Annotated in this window: 17 protein-coding genes; 10 read left to right on the top strand and 7 right to left on the bottom strand. The window is 61.7% G+C overall.

Annotated elements, in window-relative coordinates; all coding sequences use genetic code 11:
• Window positions 1-15: 15 nt before the first annotated feature.
• The 4 genes from ACJJVH_RS27770 to ACJJVH_RS27755 are packed head-to-tail and all read right to left on the bottom strand — an operon-like array spanning window position 16 to window position 4274.
• A complete protein-coding gene (locus ACJJVH_RS27770; RefSeq protein WP_112795086.1) occupies window positions 16-864 on the bottom strand; it encodes a carbohydrate ABC transporter permease in 849 nt (282 codons plus the stop codon).
• The gene (locus ACJJVH_RS27765; protein ID WP_113358606.1) at window positions 854-1798 is read right to left on the bottom strand and encodes a carbohydrate ABC transporter permease; all 945 of its coding nucleotides are present in this window, start codon (window positions 1796-1798) and stop codon (window positions 854-856) included. Before ACJJVH_RS27765 ends, ACJJVH_RS27770 begins: the two co-directional genes overlap by 11 nt.
• 58 nt (window positions 1799-1856) lie before the next feature.
• Entirely contained in the window at window positions 1857-3209 is a 1353-nt protein-coding gene (locus tag ACJJVH_RS27760) for an ABC transporter substrate-binding protein (RefSeq protein WP_112795084.1), read from the bottom strand.
• 60 nt (window positions 3210-3269) lie between these two features.
• Window positions 3270-4274 carry a LacI family DNA-binding transcriptional regulator gene (locus tag ACJJVH_RS27755; RefSeq protein ID WP_112795083.1) on the bottom strand — a complete coding sequence of 335 codons (1005 nt, stop codon included), beginning with the start codon at window positions 4272-4274 and terminating at the stop codon, window positions 3270-3272.
• 206 nt (window positions 4275-4480) lie between these two features.
• Between ACJJVH_RS27755 and ACJJVH_RS27750 the strand changes: the two genes are divergently transcribed.
• Genes ACJJVH_RS27750 through ACJJVH_RS27740 form a run of 3 tightly spaced genes read left to right on the top strand, consistent with a single transcriptional unit; the run spans window position 4481 to window position 6196 of the window.
• Complete coding sequence (locus ACJJVH_RS27750) at window positions 4481-5074, top strand: hypothetical protein (RefSeq protein ID WP_113405321.1); 594 nt, start codon at window positions 4481-4483, stop codon at window positions 5072-5074.
• Window positions 5074-5634, top strand: coding sequence for a hypothetical protein (locus ACJJVH_RS27745; RefSeq protein ID WP_113451809.1), 561 nt, complete (start codon window positions 5074-5076; stop codon window positions 5632-5634). Before ACJJVH_RS27750 ends, ACJJVH_RS27745 begins: the two co-directional genes overlap by 1 nt.
• Complete coding sequence (locus ACJJVH_RS27740; protein ID WP_412066708.1) at window positions 5624-6196, top strand: hypothetical protein; 573 nt, start codon at window positions 5624-5626, stop codon at window positions 6194-6196. Before ACJJVH_RS27745 ends, ACJJVH_RS27740 begins: the two co-directional genes overlap by 11 nt.
• A 2-nt stretch (window positions 6197-6198) precedes the next feature.
• On the opposite strand, the gene ACJJVH_RS27735 is transcribed toward ACJJVH_RS27740, so the two are convergent.
• Window positions 6199-7530: a hypothetical protein gene (locus ACJJVH_RS27735; RefSeq protein ID WP_412066707.1), complete on the bottom strand. Its 1332-nt coding sequence runs from the start codon at window positions 7528-7530 to the stop codon at window positions 6199-6201.
• A 40-nt stretch (window positions 7531-7570) separates the two neighbouring features.
• Window positions 7571-8641, bottom strand: coding sequence for a LacI family DNA-binding transcriptional regulator (locus ACJJVH_RS27730; protein ID WP_113422241.1), 1071 nt, complete (start codon window positions 8639-8641; stop codon window positions 7571-7573).
• A 220-nt stretch (window positions 8642-8861) separates the two neighbouring features.
• On the opposite strand from ACJJVH_RS27730, the gene ACJJVH_RS27725 reads away from it, so the two are divergent.
• The 6 genes from ACJJVH_RS27725 to ACJJVH_RS27700 all read left to right on the top strand — a co-directional run bounded on the left by ACJJVH_RS27725 (window position 8862) and on the right by ACJJVH_RS27700 (window position 15715).
• Entirely contained in the window at window positions 8862-9815 is a 954-nt protein-coding gene (locus tag ACJJVH_RS27725; RefSeq protein ID WP_412066706.1) for a sugar phosphate isomerase/epimerase family protein, read from the top strand.
• 58 nt (window positions 9816-9873) lie between these two features.
• A complete protein-coding gene (locus ACJJVH_RS27720) occupies window positions 9874-11106 on the top strand; it encodes an ABC transporter substrate-binding protein (RefSeq protein ID WP_113422243.1) in 1233 nt (410 codons plus the stop codon).
• A 70-nt stretch (window positions 11107-11176) separates the two neighbouring features.
• On the top strand, window positions 11177-12064 hold the full coding sequence (locus ACJJVH_RS27715; protein WP_112795076.1) for a carbohydrate ABC transporter permease: 888 nt from the start codon (window positions 11177-11179) through the stop codon (window positions 12062-12064).
• Complete coding sequence (locus tag ACJJVH_RS27710) at window positions 12064-12951, top strand: carbohydrate ABC transporter permease (protein WP_112795301.1); 888 nt, start codon at window positions 12064-12066, stop codon at window positions 12949-12951. Before ACJJVH_RS27715 ends, ACJJVH_RS27710 begins: the two co-directional genes overlap by 1 nt.
• Before the next feature lie 4 nt (window positions 12952-12955).
• Complete coding sequence (locus ACJJVH_RS27705) at window positions 12956-14038, top strand: ABC transporter ATP-binding protein (protein ID WP_113358625.1); 1083 nt, start codon at window positions 12956-12958, stop codon at window positions 14036-14038.
• 30 nt (window positions 14039-14068) lie between these two features.
• Window positions 14069-15715, top strand: a complete 1647-nt coding sequence (locus ACJJVH_RS27700; RefSeq protein WP_412066705.1) for a GMC oxidoreductase — start codon at window positions 14069-14071, stop codon at window positions 15713-15715.
• A 66-nt stretch (window positions 15716-15781) separates the two neighbouring features.
• Here ACJJVH_RS27700 and ACJJVH_RS27695 read toward each other — a convergent pair whose 3' ends face one another.
• Window positions 15782-16831 (bottom strand): LacI family DNA-binding transcriptional regulator, encoded by a 1050-nt coding sequence (locus tag ACJJVH_RS27695; RefSeq protein WP_412066935.1) that lies wholly within the window; start codon window positions 16829-16831, stop codon window positions 15782-15784.
• A gap of 457 nt (window positions 16832-17288) precedes the next feature.
• Between ACJJVH_RS27695 and ACJJVH_RS27690 the strand changes: the two genes are divergently transcribed.
• Window positions 17289-18245: a sugar-binding protein gene (locus tag ACJJVH_RS27690; protein WP_112795299.1), complete on the top strand. Its 957-nt coding sequence runs from the start codon at window positions 17289-17291 to the stop codon at window positions 18243-18245.
• The last annotated feature ends 52 nt before the right edge of the window (window positions 18246-18297 follow it).

The following is an 18297-nucleotide window of genomic DNA, read 5'->3' as shown; positions in this document are numbered from 1 at the left end:
CTTGAATGAAGACGGCTATTTCAGGCCGCTGGTCTTCAGCGAATCCATGATCTGCCGTTGGAAAATCACGAAGAGGATCAGCGTGGGAATGGCGACGATGGTCGAGGCCGCCATCATGTAGTTCCAGGACGCCGAATATTGGCTTTTAAAGTTGGCGATGCCGACCTGCACCATCCAGAGGTTGGGATTGGACGTAATGGTCAAGGGCCAGAGGAAGGAATTCCAGTTGGCCAGGAAAAACAGGATGGCAAGCGCCGATATGATCGGCCGGCTCAAGGGCAGAATGATGCTCCAGTAGATGCGCCAATAGCCGGCACCGTCGATCACCGCCGCTTCCTCGATCTCGCGCGGCAGCGAGAGGTAATATTGCCGCAGCAGGAAGATACCGAAGGCATTGAAGATCGCCGGCACGATCAGGCCCGCATAGGAATTGATCATGCCCATTGCTTTGACGATGATGAAGAGCGGGACGATCACAACGGGTAGCGATACGAGAAATGTGGAAAAGATGGCAAGAAAGATGATCTCGCGGCCCGGAAACCGTAGCCGCGCAAGCGCATAACCGGCCATGGTATGGAAGAAGAGAGCCACGATCGTCACGGTCGCCGAGACGAAGAAGCTGTTGAGCATGTATCGGACGAAAGGAACGCCGGTCAGCACATAGATGAAATTATCAAAGGTCGGCGATTGCGGTATGAGCGTCGATGAAAACGACTCTGCGGCCGGCTTGAATGCGATGGACACCATCCAGAGCAGGGGAAAGAGCGTCATCAAGGCCAGTATGGCGGCGATCAGCATCCACAGGCAGCGCACCAGTGTTATCTGTGATCGGCCAAGATAGGCGTGTGAATGATCATTCCGCATGATCGAACCGCCCTCCGCGCGTCACACCAAAGAATATCGCGGTGACGACCATGAGCGCGACGACGAGGACCGACGACATCGCAGCCGCATAGCCGAAGGCTCCGAACGAGAAAGCCTGCTGGTAGATGTAGACGATGAGCACGGCCGTCGAATTGGCCGGGCCGCCCTTGGTCATGACATAGATGATGTCGAAAGCCTGTGCACCGGCGACGGCGGCAACCATCGATACCATGAACACGAAAAAGCTGGTCGGCTTCAGAAGCGGCAGCGTGATGTATCGAAAGCGTTCGACCGGCCCCGCACCATCGATCATCGCGGCCTCGTAATACTCCTTGGGAATGTCCTGCAGGCCGCCCAGAAAGATCAGCATGTAGAAGCCCATCAGGAACCACACGCTGACGAGGACGACGGTGATCAAGGCAAAGTTCGGGTCGCCGAGGAACGAAATTGCAGGAAGGCCGAAGCTGGACATGGTCTGGCCGACGACGCCGATCTTGTCGATGACCATGAATTGCCAGACAAGCGCGACGACGACGAGACTGACCATGTTCGGCGCAAAAAACATCGAGCGCATGACCGCATTGAAGCGGTTGGTCTGCTGGACGAGAAGCGCAAGCCCCAGGCCCGTTACATAAAGCGACGGCACGAGCATGAGGGCATAAAGCGCAGTCACTCTCGCCCCCTTCCAGAACAGGGGATCGTGCCACATGCGAATATAGTTCTTGGCGCCGACGAAATTGTAACCGCCGAAGCCATTGACCTCGTATACGCTCAGAACCAGCGACAGAAGCATCGGCACGCCGAGAAAGAGGAAGAGGCCGAGCGCATCGGGCAACACGAAGAGATAGCCGGCAATCCATTCGCCATGCCGGGCGGATAGGCCTTTGCGTCTACCATTTGCATGGCGTGTCGTCGCATCTGCAATTGTCGTCATGATTTCGCCCCGAAAAGAGAGACGGCCGCTAGGCTGGATGCGCAGCGGCCGGCATTTCCTAGAGGATCGGCGCACCGCTATAAGAGCCGAGGAACGAGTCGAGCTGTTGCGAAGCCGAGGTCGCCGTTGCCTGAGGATCGGCGCCGCCGAGCTGTGTCTGCTGGATCGCATCGGAGATGATCTTGTAGACCTCCGGCGGCACGCGCGGTTCGGCGCGCGCTCCCGGATAGACGTCCGAGGCAAACTTGCCGATCATGCCGGTCTTGAACGCATCGCCGCCGGCTGCAAGCGCACTTTCGCGCGGCGGCATGTCCGACTTGCCCTTGGTGCACCAGTCGGCGACGCGCTGAACGGAATCCTTCTCCTTGGAAGCGAGCGCCCAGCCACAAAACTGCGCAGCCGCATCCGGATTTTTGCCCTTCGCGTTGGCGACGAAGGCCCAGCCGCCTCCGACGGTCACATACTTGCCGTTCGGTGGCGTCGGCAGGCGGAAGACGCCGTATTCGAAATCCTTGGCATTACTCTGCAATTGCGAGATGCCCCAGATGCCTACGTTCTGGATGGCGCAATAGCCCGAGGCGAGATTGGCGACCGTATCGTTGGCGCCGCTGCCCATGACCTGACGCGGTGCCGCGCCGGAATTGATGGCATCCTGCCAGAATTTCAACGCCTGCACCGTGGCCGGCGAATCGAAGGCGCTCTTGCCGTCCTTGCCCTGGAACTCCCCGCCACCCTGCCAGAGGAAAGGATACCAGGTAAAGTTCTGGTAGTAGCCGGGCTGGGTCTCGAACAGCACGCCGAAGCGCTTCGGCGTCGTCAGCTTCTTGGCAAGCTCGAGCAGGTCGTCCCAGGTCTTGGGAACATCGTTCTCGTTCAGCTTCGCCTCTTCGAAAGCCTTGACGGAATAGTACATCGCCATCGGCTCGACTTCCATCGGGATACCGTAGATCTTGCCGTCGACCATACGGTTGGCGATCACGCTTTCCGGGAAATCCTCCTTGGCGTCGATGTGCGGCGTCAGGTCCTGCAGGACGCCGCCATTGTAATAGCGCAGGAAATCGCCCGGCGAGATGAGGAAAATGTCCGGCCCCTCGCCCGAGGCGAAGGCGGTGGCGAGCTTCGGGCCGTTGATGTATTCGGCGTTGGGCACATATTCGAGCTCGACTTTCTGCGGGTGGCTGTCGTTCCAGGCCGCAACCGCTTTTTCGAACCAGTCGATCTGGCTCTGCACCGGGCCACCCGGCGCATAGAACTGCCAGAATTTCAGCGGCGCGCTCTGAGCCCGCACGGCCATGCGCGACACATAGGGGAAACCGCTCAACCCGGCAGCGGCGCCGACGGCGAGAACAGCACCGCCCTTGAGCACGCCGCGACGGGTTGCGGCAGCAATGAACTTGTCTTTACCAGTCATGACTTCCTCCCTTTTTGCCTGACCGCCGCCACGACTCCTCCCGGGCGACGGCACCTTAATTCATGCGGTATCGAAAGCGTGCAGATTGCAGGGGATCACCTCCGAGCGCGCCGGCCCGGCATAAGCTCCCGAAAGCCTCTCCAGCAGCATCTCGATTGCGCGATGGGCAAGCAGCGACGGCGTATTGCCGACCCTCGTAATGCGGGGCCGCACATATTCGAGCTGCGGCTGATCGCCGAACACGGCGATGCCGATATCCTTCGGCACATTGATGCCGCGATCGAAAAAAGCCGCGAGCGCGCCGGCCGCCATCAGATAGTTTCCGAAGAAGATCACCGACGGCAGATCGTTTCCATGGGTCGAGAGAAGCCAATCCACCGCCTCTTCGCCCGACGGGCCGAGATAAGTCCCTTCGCGCCGCAGTTCCGCAATCGGCTCGATGCCGCTGTCGCGCAATCCCTGCTCGAAGCCGGCGGCGCGCGCCATGGCCTCGGCAAAGAACGACGGGCCGGTCAGATGCGCGATGCGCCGGTGCCCCTTCCCGGCCAGGTAAGTCCCCATCTGATGGCCGCCGCCGAAATCGTCGATCTTGACGCTGTCGACCGCCTGGTTCGGCAGATCGCCGATGAACACGGTCGGCAGATCGATTTCGAACAGCGTATCGTGCATGCCGTGCAGGGCGAAATCGCCGACGATGAGGCCGTCGATCCGCCGGCTGCGAATCTGGCGGAGATAATGCTTGCCATGCTCTTGCGAGTGGCCGCCCGGAACATCCGTGTTGAAGACCAGAAGATCGACCCCGATCGCCTCGAGATCGGATTGAGCCGCCTGAACCATTTCCGGATAAAACGGGTTGCGGATATCCGGGATCAGCATGGCAACCAGATTGGTGCGGCCGGTTCGCAGGCTCTGCGCGAGCGGGTTTGGCACATAGCCGAGTTCCGCGATCGCCTCCTGGACCCGCTTGCGTAAATCCACCGACACCCGGTCGGCATGGTTCAGCACATGCGACACAGTGGTCGGCGAAACTCCGGCGCGCTTGGCAACTTTGGCGATGGTTGTCATTCGAGCACGCTACGTCATTGTAAATCGATTTGCAAATGGTTTTGCAAATCGATTTACAAGCTATAATCTGCGACTTGCGAAGCCGATGGACGGCCGCGACCGCGGAGCCGCCCTTGCCATAGCGCGTGCATGAGCCAAATAAGCCCTGTCGCCGGGCTCCCTTGGAAAGACCGGCGACAAGGGCAAATCCCAAGTCGGACCCGGCAATGAAGCAATCGGCCATCAGGAAAGCCAACAAGGCACTCTACACGCGTATCGTCGCCGGTGTCGGCGGACTTCTCGCCGGCGCGCTGTCCCTCGGGCTTTCGATCTATGAAACCCGCACGGGCGCGGAAGTGGAGCAGGTCGCCTCCGGCACCGCCGTCAATACCGGTCAGTGGAAGGTTACTCTCGTTTCCGCCAACACCGCCGACCAGACGCCGGACGGTCTGCATGTCGCGGACGGCAAGAAAGTGCTGACGATCGACCTGACGCTTGAGAACCTAACCGCGGAAAGCTCGAATCTGTATCGCGATACGCTGAAGCTCGAAAACATTCCGAATGCGCCCATTCCACAATTCTACCTTCCCCGGGATCGCGATGTGCTTTGGGATCTCCAGCCAAGGATGCCGGAGGTCGTGAAGGCGGCCTGGGAACTGCCCGCAAGCCAGAAGTTGCCCGACATTGTGAAGGTGACGATCGTCGGCACCACCTATAAGGCCAAGGACAATCTCTATGCCGCGCCCGGATGGTTCAATCCGACCGACGTGGCACGCGTCGATCTACCGCTCTCTCCGGCAACGGGAGGAACCCTCCCTTGATGCGGCTGCTTCTTTCCCTTCTGCTTATGGGTGCGACGGCGGTGATTCTGGCCTTCCTGCAATCGACCACCCCGAGCTATGCCGTCCTGACAGGGCCGATCGATACTGCCGGCCTGCAGAAGGACACGGTGTCGAGCCGGGCGTTCAGCGTCAAGGTCGACAAGATTGTGCGCGCCAAGACGATCTCGTTCACACGCTACGGCCAACCGGTGGAGCGGCAAACGGACGGCAGCTGGCTGATCGTCAGTGTCGAACTGCAATCGAAATACGAGACGATGACGATCCAGGCCGCGGCGATCGAGGGAGCCTCCGGCCGGCTTTACCGGCAGACCCATCGCGCGGACGGCGCCCCTCGCCTCGTTTCCGCCAAGGAATTGCAGCCTGGCCTGCCGACCACCGGCATCCTCATATTCGAACTGCCGGACGATGAAACGCGCGATATGACCCTGGTCGTTTCCAGGCAGCCGTCGCCTCAACTGGAATCGGAAATTCGCGTCAGGCTCGACCCGGGGAGCATCGAGACGCGCCAGCATACGGAGATCGCCAATAATGGTGTCTAGACGGGAAAGGCGGCTTTGGCTGTTGTCCTTGCTCGGTCTGCCCGCATTGCTGGCCGGCAACTACGCCATCGGCGCGTGGCGCAATGTCGAGGACTACGTCCGGCGCAGCGAATTGCGGGTCCATGACGATATTGCCGGACAAGCCTATGCCGGGGCAGTATGGACGCTCGCTCAGGCCAGGCTGATCGGCGACGGGCGTGAGGCAAAGATTACCTTTCCCGGACAGATGCGCCTCGTGATCGTGCGGCTGGCTGCAAAAGCCGAAGATGAGATCGGCGATTCCTGGACGCAATGCCGGTTGACCTTGACGGACCCCGGGGGTCACCGCTGGCTGCCCCTCAATTTCATTCTTTCGGGCAATATCAGCCGCGATCTCGATCCGCAGGCGACACCTGTCGATGGCTGCGATGCCGTATCCCGCCAGCCGCCGGCCAAGGGCGCGGACACGCTCATCGAGGAAAAGTTCGTCGTGCCGGCGGATGCGATTCCTTCCCTGTCGGTACGGCTGAGCTTCGCCTCGACAAGACCGGATGCCCTGTCCCTTCCATTGGGATTGAAATAACGTCAGTTGCCGCTGCGGCGCCACTGGCGTCCCCGCGCGAAGCCGATCTCCAGCGCGGCGGCCAGCAGGCAGATCTTGATCGGCATGATGAGAACGCCATCGCCGGGCGCGCTGGGGCTGCCGAAGACAAGCGAAATGGCTTGAGCGATCATCTGCCATAAGGGTAGGTCATGCGGGCCGATCAGCCGCGATGTGGCATACCATGCCCAGGCGGAACCCCAATCCAGCACCCTGTACAGCAGGACGACGGCGAGCGTCAGTCCGAGACCGGAATTCAGGGTAAGACCCACCCCCTCCGCCAGCGCTCTATAGCGTTTGGCCGTTCCCGCGATGAAATGCGAAACGAAGTCGCGGACGGCTTTCGGCAGTGCCTGCCAGCGCGAAACCGCGCGCGCCGCGCGCCCGTCTGCCAGCGGGCGCTCGCCATTGACGTCATAGCCATAGACCAGCGCGGCCAGGGTCAGCCAGACCACAGGATAGAGAGCATAGAGGAACAGGCCGCGCGCCTGCCTGGAAAGCGAGATCGAAGCTTCCTCGGCCGTCGGCGGAAAGACGGTTGCCGCGGCGGCATCGCCAACCGGATTGAGAAAGCCGAGGAAATGGCCGACCGTTTCCGGAAGCTTGGCCACCCAGGCGCGGATGTCGCCCTGCCAGATCGAAATGACGTAGAGACCGATGAAGGCCCAGTTCGCCTCGCAGATGACGATGACGATCGCCCAGACAGGTGCCTTCGATCGCTTGTGCATGAGCTTGGCAAAGCGCCTGACCAGCCATGCGCCGGCAACCGAGATGAGAAGCCATGCACTGCTGCCGAACTTCAAGGGGTTGTAGCCTTCGCCGAACAGCATCAGGTCAAGCGACAGTTTGGAATATTCCCGCACCGTATCGCTGAGAAAGCCCCAGGCGGCATAGTAGGCGAAGAACGGCACGAGCGTCAGCGCCAGTATCGAGGCGAAGCCCGGCGCCCCGGCGCCGTCGCCGCTCTCGGTTTCCGGTCGCGCCGCGGCAATGCGCGAGGCGGCGTCGAGTGCCGGCAATCCGGGCCGCACGGTCTCGAACAGCGCGACGATGATGACCAGCTTCAAAAGCACGACAAGCGCCAGCGTGGAAAGACCGGCCAGCGCATTCAGCCGGCCGATCATCACGGCAAGTTCGTTGAGAAGCGAATTTCCAATCAGGCCGAGGAGCCAGAGCGCCATAAGCTGCGGCCAGAAACGCCACAGCAATTGCACGGTCAGCAATGGCAGCTGGAACAGGTGGCGGATCGGTGAGCCGGTATCCTGGGAGAGTGCCGTCATGAGACCCATAGTAGCAACCGAAGCGGCGATCGCCAAGTGATTGCGACCTCCGGCCGGCTCGCAACCCTGTGCCTGCTCAGCTTTTGAAAGGGGCCATGCTCTCGCGCAGAATGAGCTTGCTGCGGATCACGACGCATGGTTCCCACTCCCTCCCCTCTTGCCCGATGGCATCCAGCAGGCGCGCCACGGCGATCTCCCCCATCTCCTCGAATGGCTGTTCGATCGTCGAGAGCGGCGGGAAGCAGAATTCGCAAACCGGTGCGCCGTCGAAGGAGACCACCGACAGGTCGCCGGGGATGCGAAGTCCCGTTTGCTGTATGCGGCTGACGAAGGAGATCGCCATGTCGTCGCTGGTGGCAATGACCGCTGTCGGACGCTCCTCGAGGCGCGCGAAATCGGCAGCGGCCTGGATGCCGATTTCGAAGCCCTCATGGTAGTCGAGATCGCCGCCGGACAGCGAAAGCGCGTCCTGCGGAATTCCCGCGTCACGAAGAGCTTCCAGCGCGCCGGCATGGCGTTCGACATCGTGATAATTACCCCTCGGACCGGCAATATAGAAAAAGCGCCTGTGGCCCATTCCGATCATTTCCGCGGTCGCGTCGCGCACCGCCTCACGATCGTTGGTGACGACGCTCGGCACGCCGGCATCGCTCATGTCGAGCAGCATGGAGACGATCGGCAGGCCCGCATTGGCCAGCGACCTCCCGTCGACCTCGGGCAGCTTGGACGACAGGATGATGACACCGCGAACGGTGCCGCCGAAAGCCAGGTCGAGAATATGCCGTTCCGATTCCGCGTCGCGACCCAGATTGGCGATCATCAGGGTGTAGCCATTCTGCAGCAGCGCCTTGTTGATGCTCTGCAGGACCTGGGGGATGACCTGGGAAACGCCGTAATAAAGCGACCCGGGAAGGATGATCATGACGGTGCTGGACTTGCCGACCCGCAAGCCGCGGGCCATGGCGTTGGGCGTGTAGCCCAGTTGCTTCGCGGCGGCATCGATCTTGGCACGCGTCTTCTCGTTCACGCGTCCCGGATTGGCAAGCGCGCGGCTTACCGTAGAGATTGCCACTCCCGCCAGCCTCGCGACATCCGCCATCAAGGGTCCGGAATGCTCCTCTACGGGCATATCCTTGTTATTTTTCACTTTTTTGTTTCCTTCCCGATGCCTGCCGCGCCGGATGCTACGGTAATCCCGCTCGTTTAGCAAACGTTTGCCAAAAATCGCTTGCATATGAAAACGACTTGTCTACTATCAAGGAATGGCAAACGATTGCCAAATGCTAGTGTATTGAAATAATTGAGAATTATTCGCCATGGAGCGCGCTCCGTGTGCGATGGCCCCTATCTTGAGAACGGACAGCATCATGAGCTCGACCGAACGACTTCGCTTTGGCGTGGATCTCGTCACTTTCTTCCATCCCGGCTTCTGGGGCGTCGAGGATTACGACGGCATCATCGCCCTGTCCCGCAACGAGCCCCGCGCCTTCTGGGACAAGATCCTCGATGCCGTGCAGGCGTCCGGCGTCACCGGCGTCGAGCTGACCTTCTCTCCCTTCAACTGGCAGGATGCGACGAAAACCTACGGTTCGGTCGAGGCATTTGCGGGCGAGCTGCGCAAGCGCGGCCTGACACTCGCGAGCGGCTTCTTTGCCGAACTCGAGGCCGCCGGCGATTTTACCGAAGCCTCGGCCCAGGCCGCCATCATCGGAAAAGCGGAGAAATATGCCGAGTTTCTCAAGGCGTGCGGCAGCGACATCATGGTCATCGGTGCGCCGCTGCGCCAGACGCCCGGCGAGCAACCCGCACGGTTCTTCGATTTCGAACAGGCACGCAAGATTGCCGACTTTCTCAACCGCCTCGGCGCTATTCTCTATGCGAAGGACGTGCGGCTTGCCCTCCATACCGAGGCGCATTCGATCTTTGCCGCTTCGCGCGATGTCGATCTGCTGATGCTGCTGACGGACCCCGCCTATGTCCACATGTGCCCGGACACCGCCCATATCATCGTAGCCGGCTCCGATCCGCTCGATGTCGTCGGCCGTCATCACGAACGGGTCATCATCGCCCATTGGAAGGACGCTCTCGGGCCGATGCCCGCCGACACGCCGATCGACAAGCATATCCACGATCGTCATCGCCCCTATTTCTGCGGCTTCGGGCTTGGCCGCGTCGACTGGCCCGGCTGGATCAGGCTCCTGCGCGACCGCGGCTACGAAGGCTGGGCGATCCTGGAACTCGACGCCGCCCCCGATCCGGTCGGCGACATCGCCAACGGGCTGACGCTTATCCGGCAGGCGCTGCTGCCGATCTATCGCTGATTTCATGACCTGACGACAAACGGCCCCGCAAAGAGGGCCTTCTTGAAGAGGTGGAACGATGAGAAACGCAATGAAACTGCTCATGATGGGTGCGGCCCTTGCCGCCGCGTCCGCTCCCGCTTGCGCAGCCGACAAGCCGAAGGCCGAAGTCATGACGTCGTGGACGTCCGGCAGCGAGGCGGCGGCGCTCGATGTCATCAAGCAGGAGTTCGAAAAACGCGGCGGCGTCTGGAAGGATTCGTCCATCGCCGGCTTCGGCGCCGCCGACGCCGCCTTCCAGAACCGGCTCGTCGCCGGCGATCCGCCCGCGGCCAAGCAGGCCGTGATCGGCCTTGCCAATACCGATTTCGTCAACCAGGGCCTGCTCAGCCCGATCGACGATACCGCCAAGGCCGGCAAATGGGCGGATGTACTGCCGAAGTCGATCCTCGACCTCATCTCCTACAATGGCCAGGTCTATCTTTCCCCTACCGACGCGCATGGCGAGAGCTGGGTCTTTTATTCCAAGGACACCTTCGCCAAGGCCGGCGTGACCGAGGAGCCCCGGACCTGGGATGAGTTTTTCGCGGCGCTCGACAAGCTCAAGGCCGCCGGCGTGCAGCCGGTCGCCTGGGGCGGCCAGTCCTGGCAGGAATCCAAGGTCTTCAACATGATCCTGCTGACGCAGGTCGGCATCGACGGCTTCCTCAAGATCTATGCCGACAAGGACAATGGCGACGCATCCGTCGAGGGCGTGAAGAAGACGCTCGATATCCTCGGCAAGCTTCGAACCTACGTCGACGAGGGCGCGCCGGGACGCAACTGGAACGACGCCACCGCAATGGTCATCACCGGCAAGGCCGGCGTGCAGTTCATGGGCGATTGGGCCAAGGGGGAGTTCGTCGCCGCCGGCAAGCAGCCGGGCAAGGATTATGGCTGCATGCTCGTCCCGCAATCACCGGGGATGGTGTATGTCGCCGATTCCTTCTCCTTCCCGAAAATTGCCGATCCGGCATCGCAAAAGGGACAGGCATTGCTGGCGGAAGTCGCCATGGATCCTGTGGTGCAGGTCGAGTTCTCCCTGAAAAAGGGTTCCGTGCCGATGCGCACCGATGTCGACAAGTCGAAGCTCGATATTTGCGCGCAAAAGGGCTTGGAACTGATGAGCGCCGGCAAGATCGTGCCGGATCAGGCCCTGATCCTCTCGCCGCAGCAGGCAGGCGCGCTCAACGACTTTGTCGACGAGTTCTGGAGCAACCCGTCGGAGGATAGCGCTTCCGGCGCCGAAAAGTTCTTCGCAATCTTCGAATAGAACGCTTCCGGGCCGGGCGGCGGCGGATTCGCCGTTCGGCTCCCTTCATTCCCCTTGAGAGAGTTTGCTCATGCAAGCCAAGCGCAGACGTTCCCTTGCTGCGACCTGTGCGCTACTGCCGACATGGATCGCCGCCATCTTCGTCTACATCGGCACCATGATCTGGTCCGTGCGGCTGTCCTTCACGGACTCGACGATCTTTCCGTCGTCCAACTATGTCGGCTTTGCCCAGTATGCGAGGCTGTTCAGGAATTCGAGATGGCTCGCATCGCTGGAAAACGTGCTGATCTTCGGCGTGCTCTATGTCGCAGGATGCCTTGCCCTGGGCTTCGTGCTGGCGGCCGCGCTCGACCGCAAGGTGCGCTTCGAAAGCGTCTTCCGAACCATATTCCTTTACCCCTATGCCATGTCCTTCGTGGTCACGGGGCTGATCTGGCAATGGATGCTCAACCCCACATTCGGCATCCAGGCGACGGTCCGGGCGCTCGGCTGGCAAGGCTTCGTCTTCGACTGGATCGTCAATCGCGAGATGGCCATCTATACCGTGGTCTTCGCCGGCGTCTGGCAGGGCGCCGGGCTCGTCATGGTGATCGCGCTCTCCGGCATGCGCGGCATCGGGGAGGAGCAGTGGAAGGCAGCCCGGATCGACGGCATCCCGGTCTGGCGCATCTACCTTTCGATCATCCTGCCGCAACTCGGTCCGGCGCTTGCGGCATCGGGCATGCTGCTCTCCATGGGGGTCATCAAGACCTACGATCTCATCGTGGCGCAGACCGGCGGCGGCCCGGGCTATTCGACCGAGGTGCCGGCGAAATTCATCATGGATAATCTGTTCGAACGCCAGAACCTCGGGCTTGCCAGCGCGGGCGCCACCGTCCTCGTGCTTTCCGTCGTCATGGCCGTCACCCCGTTCCGCTATGCGCTTGCCATGCGCGCCCGAAGAAGAGGAGCGCAATGATGACAGCACTTCGGCATCCTCGCGGCCCCAGGCCGTCACGGCTGACGGTCGGCCAGATCGGGCTTTACGCCTTCCTGGTGCTGTCGGCGCTCTTCTTCCTGCTGCCGCTTTATACGATGCTCGTGACCTCGCTGAAGTCGATGGAGGAAATCCGCCAGGGCCATATCTTCGCCTTGCCCGGCACCGTCGATCTCGACGCCTGGAAGACCGCATGGTCCGGGGCCTGCATGGGCACGCAATGCCTCGGCGTGCGCGTCGGCTTCTGGAACTCGGTCAAGATCACCGTGCCCGCCGTCGTCATCTCCGTCTTCATCGGCGCGATCAACGGCTATGCGCTGTCGCTCTGGCGGCCGAAGGGCTCGAATTTCCTGTTCGGGCTGCTGATGGCGGGCGGCCTCATTCCCTATCAGATCTTCCTCTATCCACTGGTGCGGTTGCTTGCGAATTTGAGCCTCTACAATTCCGTGGCCGGCGTGGTCCTCGTTCATGTCATTTTCGGCCTGCCGCTGGTCACGCTGCTGTTCCGCAATTATTTCGTCGCCATCCCCGAAGAGCTCTGCAAGGCAGCCCGCGTCGACGGCGCCGGGTTCTGGCGGATCTTCATCGAGATCATGCTGCCGATGTCGGTGCCGATGGTGATGGTTGCCTCCATCTTTCAGTTCACCGGCATCTGGAACGACTTCCTCATCGGTCTGGTTTTCGCCGGGCGCGACAATCTGCCGATGACGGTCCAGCTCAACAATATCGTCAATACCACCATGGGCGAACGCGCCTACAACGTGAACATGGCCGCCACGATCCTGACCGCCGTTGTTCCGCTCGCCATCTATTTCTTCTCCGGCCGTTGGTTCCTGCGCGGTGTCGCAGCCGGCGCCGTCAAAGGGTAACGCCATGCAGCCTGCCGTAGCGGTAAAAGACCTCAAGATTGCCTATGGTGACCATACCGTCATCGAAAGACTCTCCCTCGACATTGCCCCGCGGGAATTTCTGGTGCTCCTCGGCCCGTCCGGCTGCGGGAAGTCGACGCTGCTGAATGCGATCGCCGGCCTGCAGGACATCCGTGACGGCGAGATGTGGATCTCGGGCAGGAACGTGACGTGGGAGGAGCCGAAAGATCGCGGGATCGGCATGGTTTTCCAGTCCTATGCGCTTTACCCGCGGATGACGGTGCGCAAAAACCTGTCCTTCGGCCTGCGCGTCGCCGGCCTGCCCAAGGCTGAGATCGAGGCGCGCGTTGCCCGCACGGCGTCGCTGCTGCATCTGGAGAACCTGCTCGACCGCCGCCCTTCCGAACTGTCGGGCGGGCAACGCCAGCGTGTCGCGATCGGCAGAGCGCTGGTGCGCGAGGTCGATGTCTTCCTGTTCGACGAACCGCTCTCCAATCTCGATGCCAAACTGCGCAACGAACTGCGCGTCGAAATCAAGAAGCTTCATCAGAGCCTCGGCAACACGATGATCTACGTGACTCACGATCAGGTGGAGGCGCTGACCCTCGCCGATCGCATCGCCATCATGAAGGATGGCGTCATCCAGCAGCTTGCGAGCCCGTCGGAGATCTATCATCGCCCCGCCAATCTCTTCGTCGCGGGCTTCATCGGCGCACCGGCGATGAACTTCATCAAGGGAGAAATTGCCATCAAGGCGGACGGCCCGCTCTTCGAAAGCGACAGCCTGGCCGCGCATCTGGCCGACTATCCTTTTCTGGCGGCGGCCAAGGCTGGCCCCGCCACGCTCGGCATCCGGCCGGAACATATCGTTCCAGCCGGGGAAACAAGGCATCTGCCGACCCTCGCCGGTACGGTCTCGGTGGTCGAGCCGATGGGTGCGGATACCGTGGTCTGGTTCGACTGGGCCGGCCAGAGCCTGTCTTACCGCCTCATGGGCGACACGACGCTCCAGCCCGGCGCGGCGATCGCACCCGGGCTCGATATCGCCAGGGCCTCGCTCTTCGACGCCAACGGCGTCCGCCTCTAAACCGCCTTCGGATCATTACGGAAAATATTCATGTCTCAGACTGTTTACGATGCGCTGGTCATCGGCTCCGGCGCTGCCGGTTCCTTTGCCGCCAGAGAACTGACCGCCCAGGGGCTTTCTGTCCTTCTGCTCGAGGCCGGCCCTGCCGTGACCGGGAAGGATTTCGATCCGACCCGCAAGAAGCAGCCGGCCAGCAGCATCAACATCTGGGAGCGCGCCCGCGCCACGCTGAAGGGGCAGCCCATCCAGGCACGCGCCGCCTTCTTTACGGAGCGCTTCAGCCATTTCTTCGTCAACGACCGGAAAAACCCTTACACGACCCCGAAAGACGCGCCGTTCCTGTGGATTCGCGGCCGTCAGGGCGGCGGTCGCCTGCACAGCTTCGGCCGTGTGCTGCTGCGCTGGACGGATGACGACTTCAAGATAAAGTCGCGAACCGGCAAGGGCGTGGACTGGCCGGTCGGCTATGACGATCTCCTGCCTTACTACGAGGAGGTCGAGACCTGCCTCGGGCTTTACGGCAATCCCGACGGCGTGGAGACCCTACCTGATGGCATCTATGTCCGCCCTGCCAAGCTGACGCCGGCCGAACAGGTCTTCAAGAACGAAGTGGAAAGCCGCTGGCCGCAGCGGCATGTCGTTTCCTGGCGCTATATCGCGCCGGATGCCGAACGCACGCCAAAACCCTTGCGCGAGGCACTTGCGACCGGAAAGCTGACGATCCGCCACGATGCCATCGTCCGGCGTATCGTGACGGACGATCAAGGCGCCCGGGCAACGGGTGCCGAGTTCATCGATCGCACCACCGGCCAGGTCGAAACCGCACGGGCAACGCTCGTCGTGCTTTCGGCGTCTCCGATCGAAAGCGTGCGGCTGCTTCTCAATTCGGCATCCGCCCGGCATCCCGGGGGATTGGGCAACAGCTCAGGTGCGCTGGGGCGCTATTTCATGGACCAGCTTCCATGCCTCGCCTTCGGCTCCTTTTCCAAGGCAAAGGGATGGGCAGTCGACGATTCCGCCCCGGTCGATCCGTTCTACAACCCCTCCGGCGGCATATTCGTGCCACGCTTTGGAACCGGCGACGCCGGCCGCGGCGATTTCGACTATCAGGGCAGCATCGGCCGCGCGCCGACGCCCGACGACGAACCGGCCCGCCTGGCCTTCTTCGGCTTCGGCCGCATGCTGCCCTATGCGGACAACCGCATCACGCTCGATACGCGGCGCAAGGATTCCTGGGGCATTCCCGCGCCTCATATTCGCTGCGTCATGGGCGAGGAGGAGCACGCGCTGCTCCGCCAGCAGGAGAAAGTGCTTGTCGACATGGTGCATGGCGTCGGCGGAGATCTGGAATTCATCGGCTCCCCGACCGGCCTGAGGGAAATGGGCCGCGGCGCCTTTCCCGATGCCGATCCCTTCAGCCGTTTCATGTTCCGAAAATGGTTCCGCAAGACCATGTGCATGGGAGCGGCGATCCACGAGACGGGCGGCGCGCGGATGGGAGAAGACCCGCGAGATTCGGTGCTGAACTCTTACAATCAGCTTTGGGATGTCCCGAACGTCGTCGTCACGGATGCGAGCGCCTTTCCCGGCAGCGGCATCGCCGGCACGACGCTGACCGTCATGGCGCTGACGATCCGCGCCTGCCGGAATTTGGTCGGCCAGCACCAGAAGCGCTGATGCCGGCGTGATTTCCGGACGGGCGGATCGCCACCGACGCCTGTCCGGGCACCGGCGCGGCCGCGATCAGATCTTCCGGGCCTTGCGCCCGACCGTGGCGCCGGCCGGAGCCGCAACGGATGCGCGCTTGACGAGCGAGCATTCGAGCTTGGTGATCTGGTAGCGGCGCTCGCGCGGCAAGACAGCGGTTTCGAGATGCTCTATCGCCCACTGGCCCATGGCCATATGCGGCAGGATGGATGTCGTCAGAGGCGGCACGAGATGGCGGCAGATGTCCTCATCGTCATAGCCCATGACCGACATGTCCTCCGGAATGCGAAGCCCGGCCTCCTTCAGCGCCTCGTAGCAGCCGATGGCGGTGCGGTCGTTCTGGCAGAAGATCGCGGTCGGACGCTCGGCAAGCGAAAGCAGCTTCATGGTGCCGGAATAGCCGGCACTCGCCGACCAGTCGCCCTCGATGACCAGTTCCGGATCGAAGGGAATGTCGGCGGTCGCCAGAGCCCGGCGATAGCCGGTGAGGCGATCCTGCGCCGCCTGCATCCACGGTTCGCCCGTGATCGTCGCGATGCGGTGGTGGCCATGCGAGATCAGATGCCTTGTCGCCGTCTGACCGCCGGCAATCTCGCTTGGAACGACGGCCGGAAAGGCATAGTCGGAGGTGTAGCAATTGAGAAGGACGATCGGAATGTTGAGGTCGTAGAGATAATCCGGAACCTCGACCTCGCGGGTGAAGATCGTCATGTAGATCAGCGCGGAAATCCCGCTGTTGCTCAGTGCCTGGAGCGCTCTCGGCTCCATGACCGGATCGCTCATGGTCTGCGCGACGAGTAGCACGTTTCCGGCATTCCAGGACGCCTGGCGCGCGCCCTCGATCGCAACGACCGCTTCCGGACTGGTCGCGAGCTGGTCGACGGCAAAGCCGATGACCCCGTCCAGCTGCGAGGGCGACAGAAGCGCGGGCGGAGTGGAAAGAACCGGCGCGACGTAACCGAGCTGGCGGGCGGCCTCGATGACCCTTTCGCGGGTCTGCTGCGACAGGCGCATGCCGGGCGTGTTGTTCAGGACGAAGGACACTGCGGTCTGCGAACATCCAGCCGCCTTGGCGATATCGGTCATCGTGACGCGCGCGCCGGGACGGCGGCCGTTTCTCTTCGAAATTCTGCTGTCGTCGGCCGTTTGATCGCCGTTTGCGGCCGATATCTTCTTCATGATGGCGCCTCATCTCCCGTGAAACGAAGCCGGCCAACAACCCCACCGCCAGCTTCGCTAATATTTATTACCATCAATGGTGGGAGTTCGGCAACCGGTGCAATGATAAATCGGCACGCCATCCACAAATTCAGCACCCATATGGTCTTGGAATGACACAGAAAACAGCGTTTTCCTCGCGATCCCCGGCCATGCTCTCCGATTTGTATTACTAATTCTATTTACTAATCGAAATTAGTCGTATACCGTTGCCTCGTGGTTGGACGTGCCGCGTCTCGCTTTGCGAGAAACCCTAGGAGGGGGTGCAGGACGGGCCGCTACGAGTTGCAACTAGTCCCGCCAGCGGGTCTATGGGAGGATGATCATGAAGTACCTAAGACGGGGTGCTGCCGCCTTTGCGGCAGGGCTGATGTTAAGCTATGCATCGGCAACTTACGCCGCCGACAAGCCGACGCTCGCATTTGTAGTCAACGGCGCATCCGACTTCTGGAAGGCTGCCGAAGCCGGCGTCAAGAAGGCCCAGGCCGAGCTGCCCGATTTCAACATGGAACTGAAGTATCCGGAACAATCCTCGGTCGCGATCCAACAGCGTCTGATGGAAGACCTTGTGGCTGCGGGCGTCAAGGGCATCATGGTTTCCGCCGTCGATCCCAAGACCTCGACGGAGGGCCTGAACAAGATCGGCTCCGAAACCGCTCTGTTCACCACCGACAGCGACGCGCCGGATACGAACCGCGTCGCCTATATCGGCTCGTCGAACGTCGACGCCGGCAAGCAGGCTGCCGAAATCGCCAAGAAAGCCATGCCGAACGGCGGCAAGTGCATCGGCTTTGTCGGTCTTCTCGGTGCGGACAATGCCAAGGAGCGCATCCAGGGCATGAAAGACGGCATCGCCGGCACGAAGATCGAACTGGTTGACGTTCGCGGCGACGACATCGACCAGACAAGAGCGAAGAAGAACGTCGAGGATGCGCTGGTCGCAAGCCCGGACGTCACCTGTATGGTCGGCTTCTATTCCTACAACACGCCGCGCATCTACGAGGCGCTGCGCGAAGCCGGCAAGCTCGGCCAGATCACCGTCGTCGGCTTCGATGACGATCCGATCACGCTCGGCGGCGTCAAGGAAGGCACGATTGCCGGCACCGTCGTACAGCAGCCCTATCTCTGGGCCTACCAGGGCATGAAGCTGATGGCCGCCTACCTGAAGGGCGACAAGTCCGGCATTCCCGACAACAAGCTCATCATCATCCCCACGAAGATCATCGGCAAGGATGACGTTGACGCCTATGCCGCCAATCTCAAGGCGATGGCCGGCAATTGAGGCCATCCCGCAGCAGCGCCGGTTACGAGGACCGGCGCTGCTGGACTTGATA

The sequence above is a fragment of the Rhizobium sp. SYY.PMSO genome, from assembly GCF_046840415.1.
Classification (GTDB): Bacteria; Pseudomonadota; Alphaproteobacteria; order Rhizobiales; family Rhizobiaceae; genus Rhizobium.
Note: the sequence above shows the minus strand (reverse complement) of the source record. Positions and strands in the feature narration are given on the sequence as shown.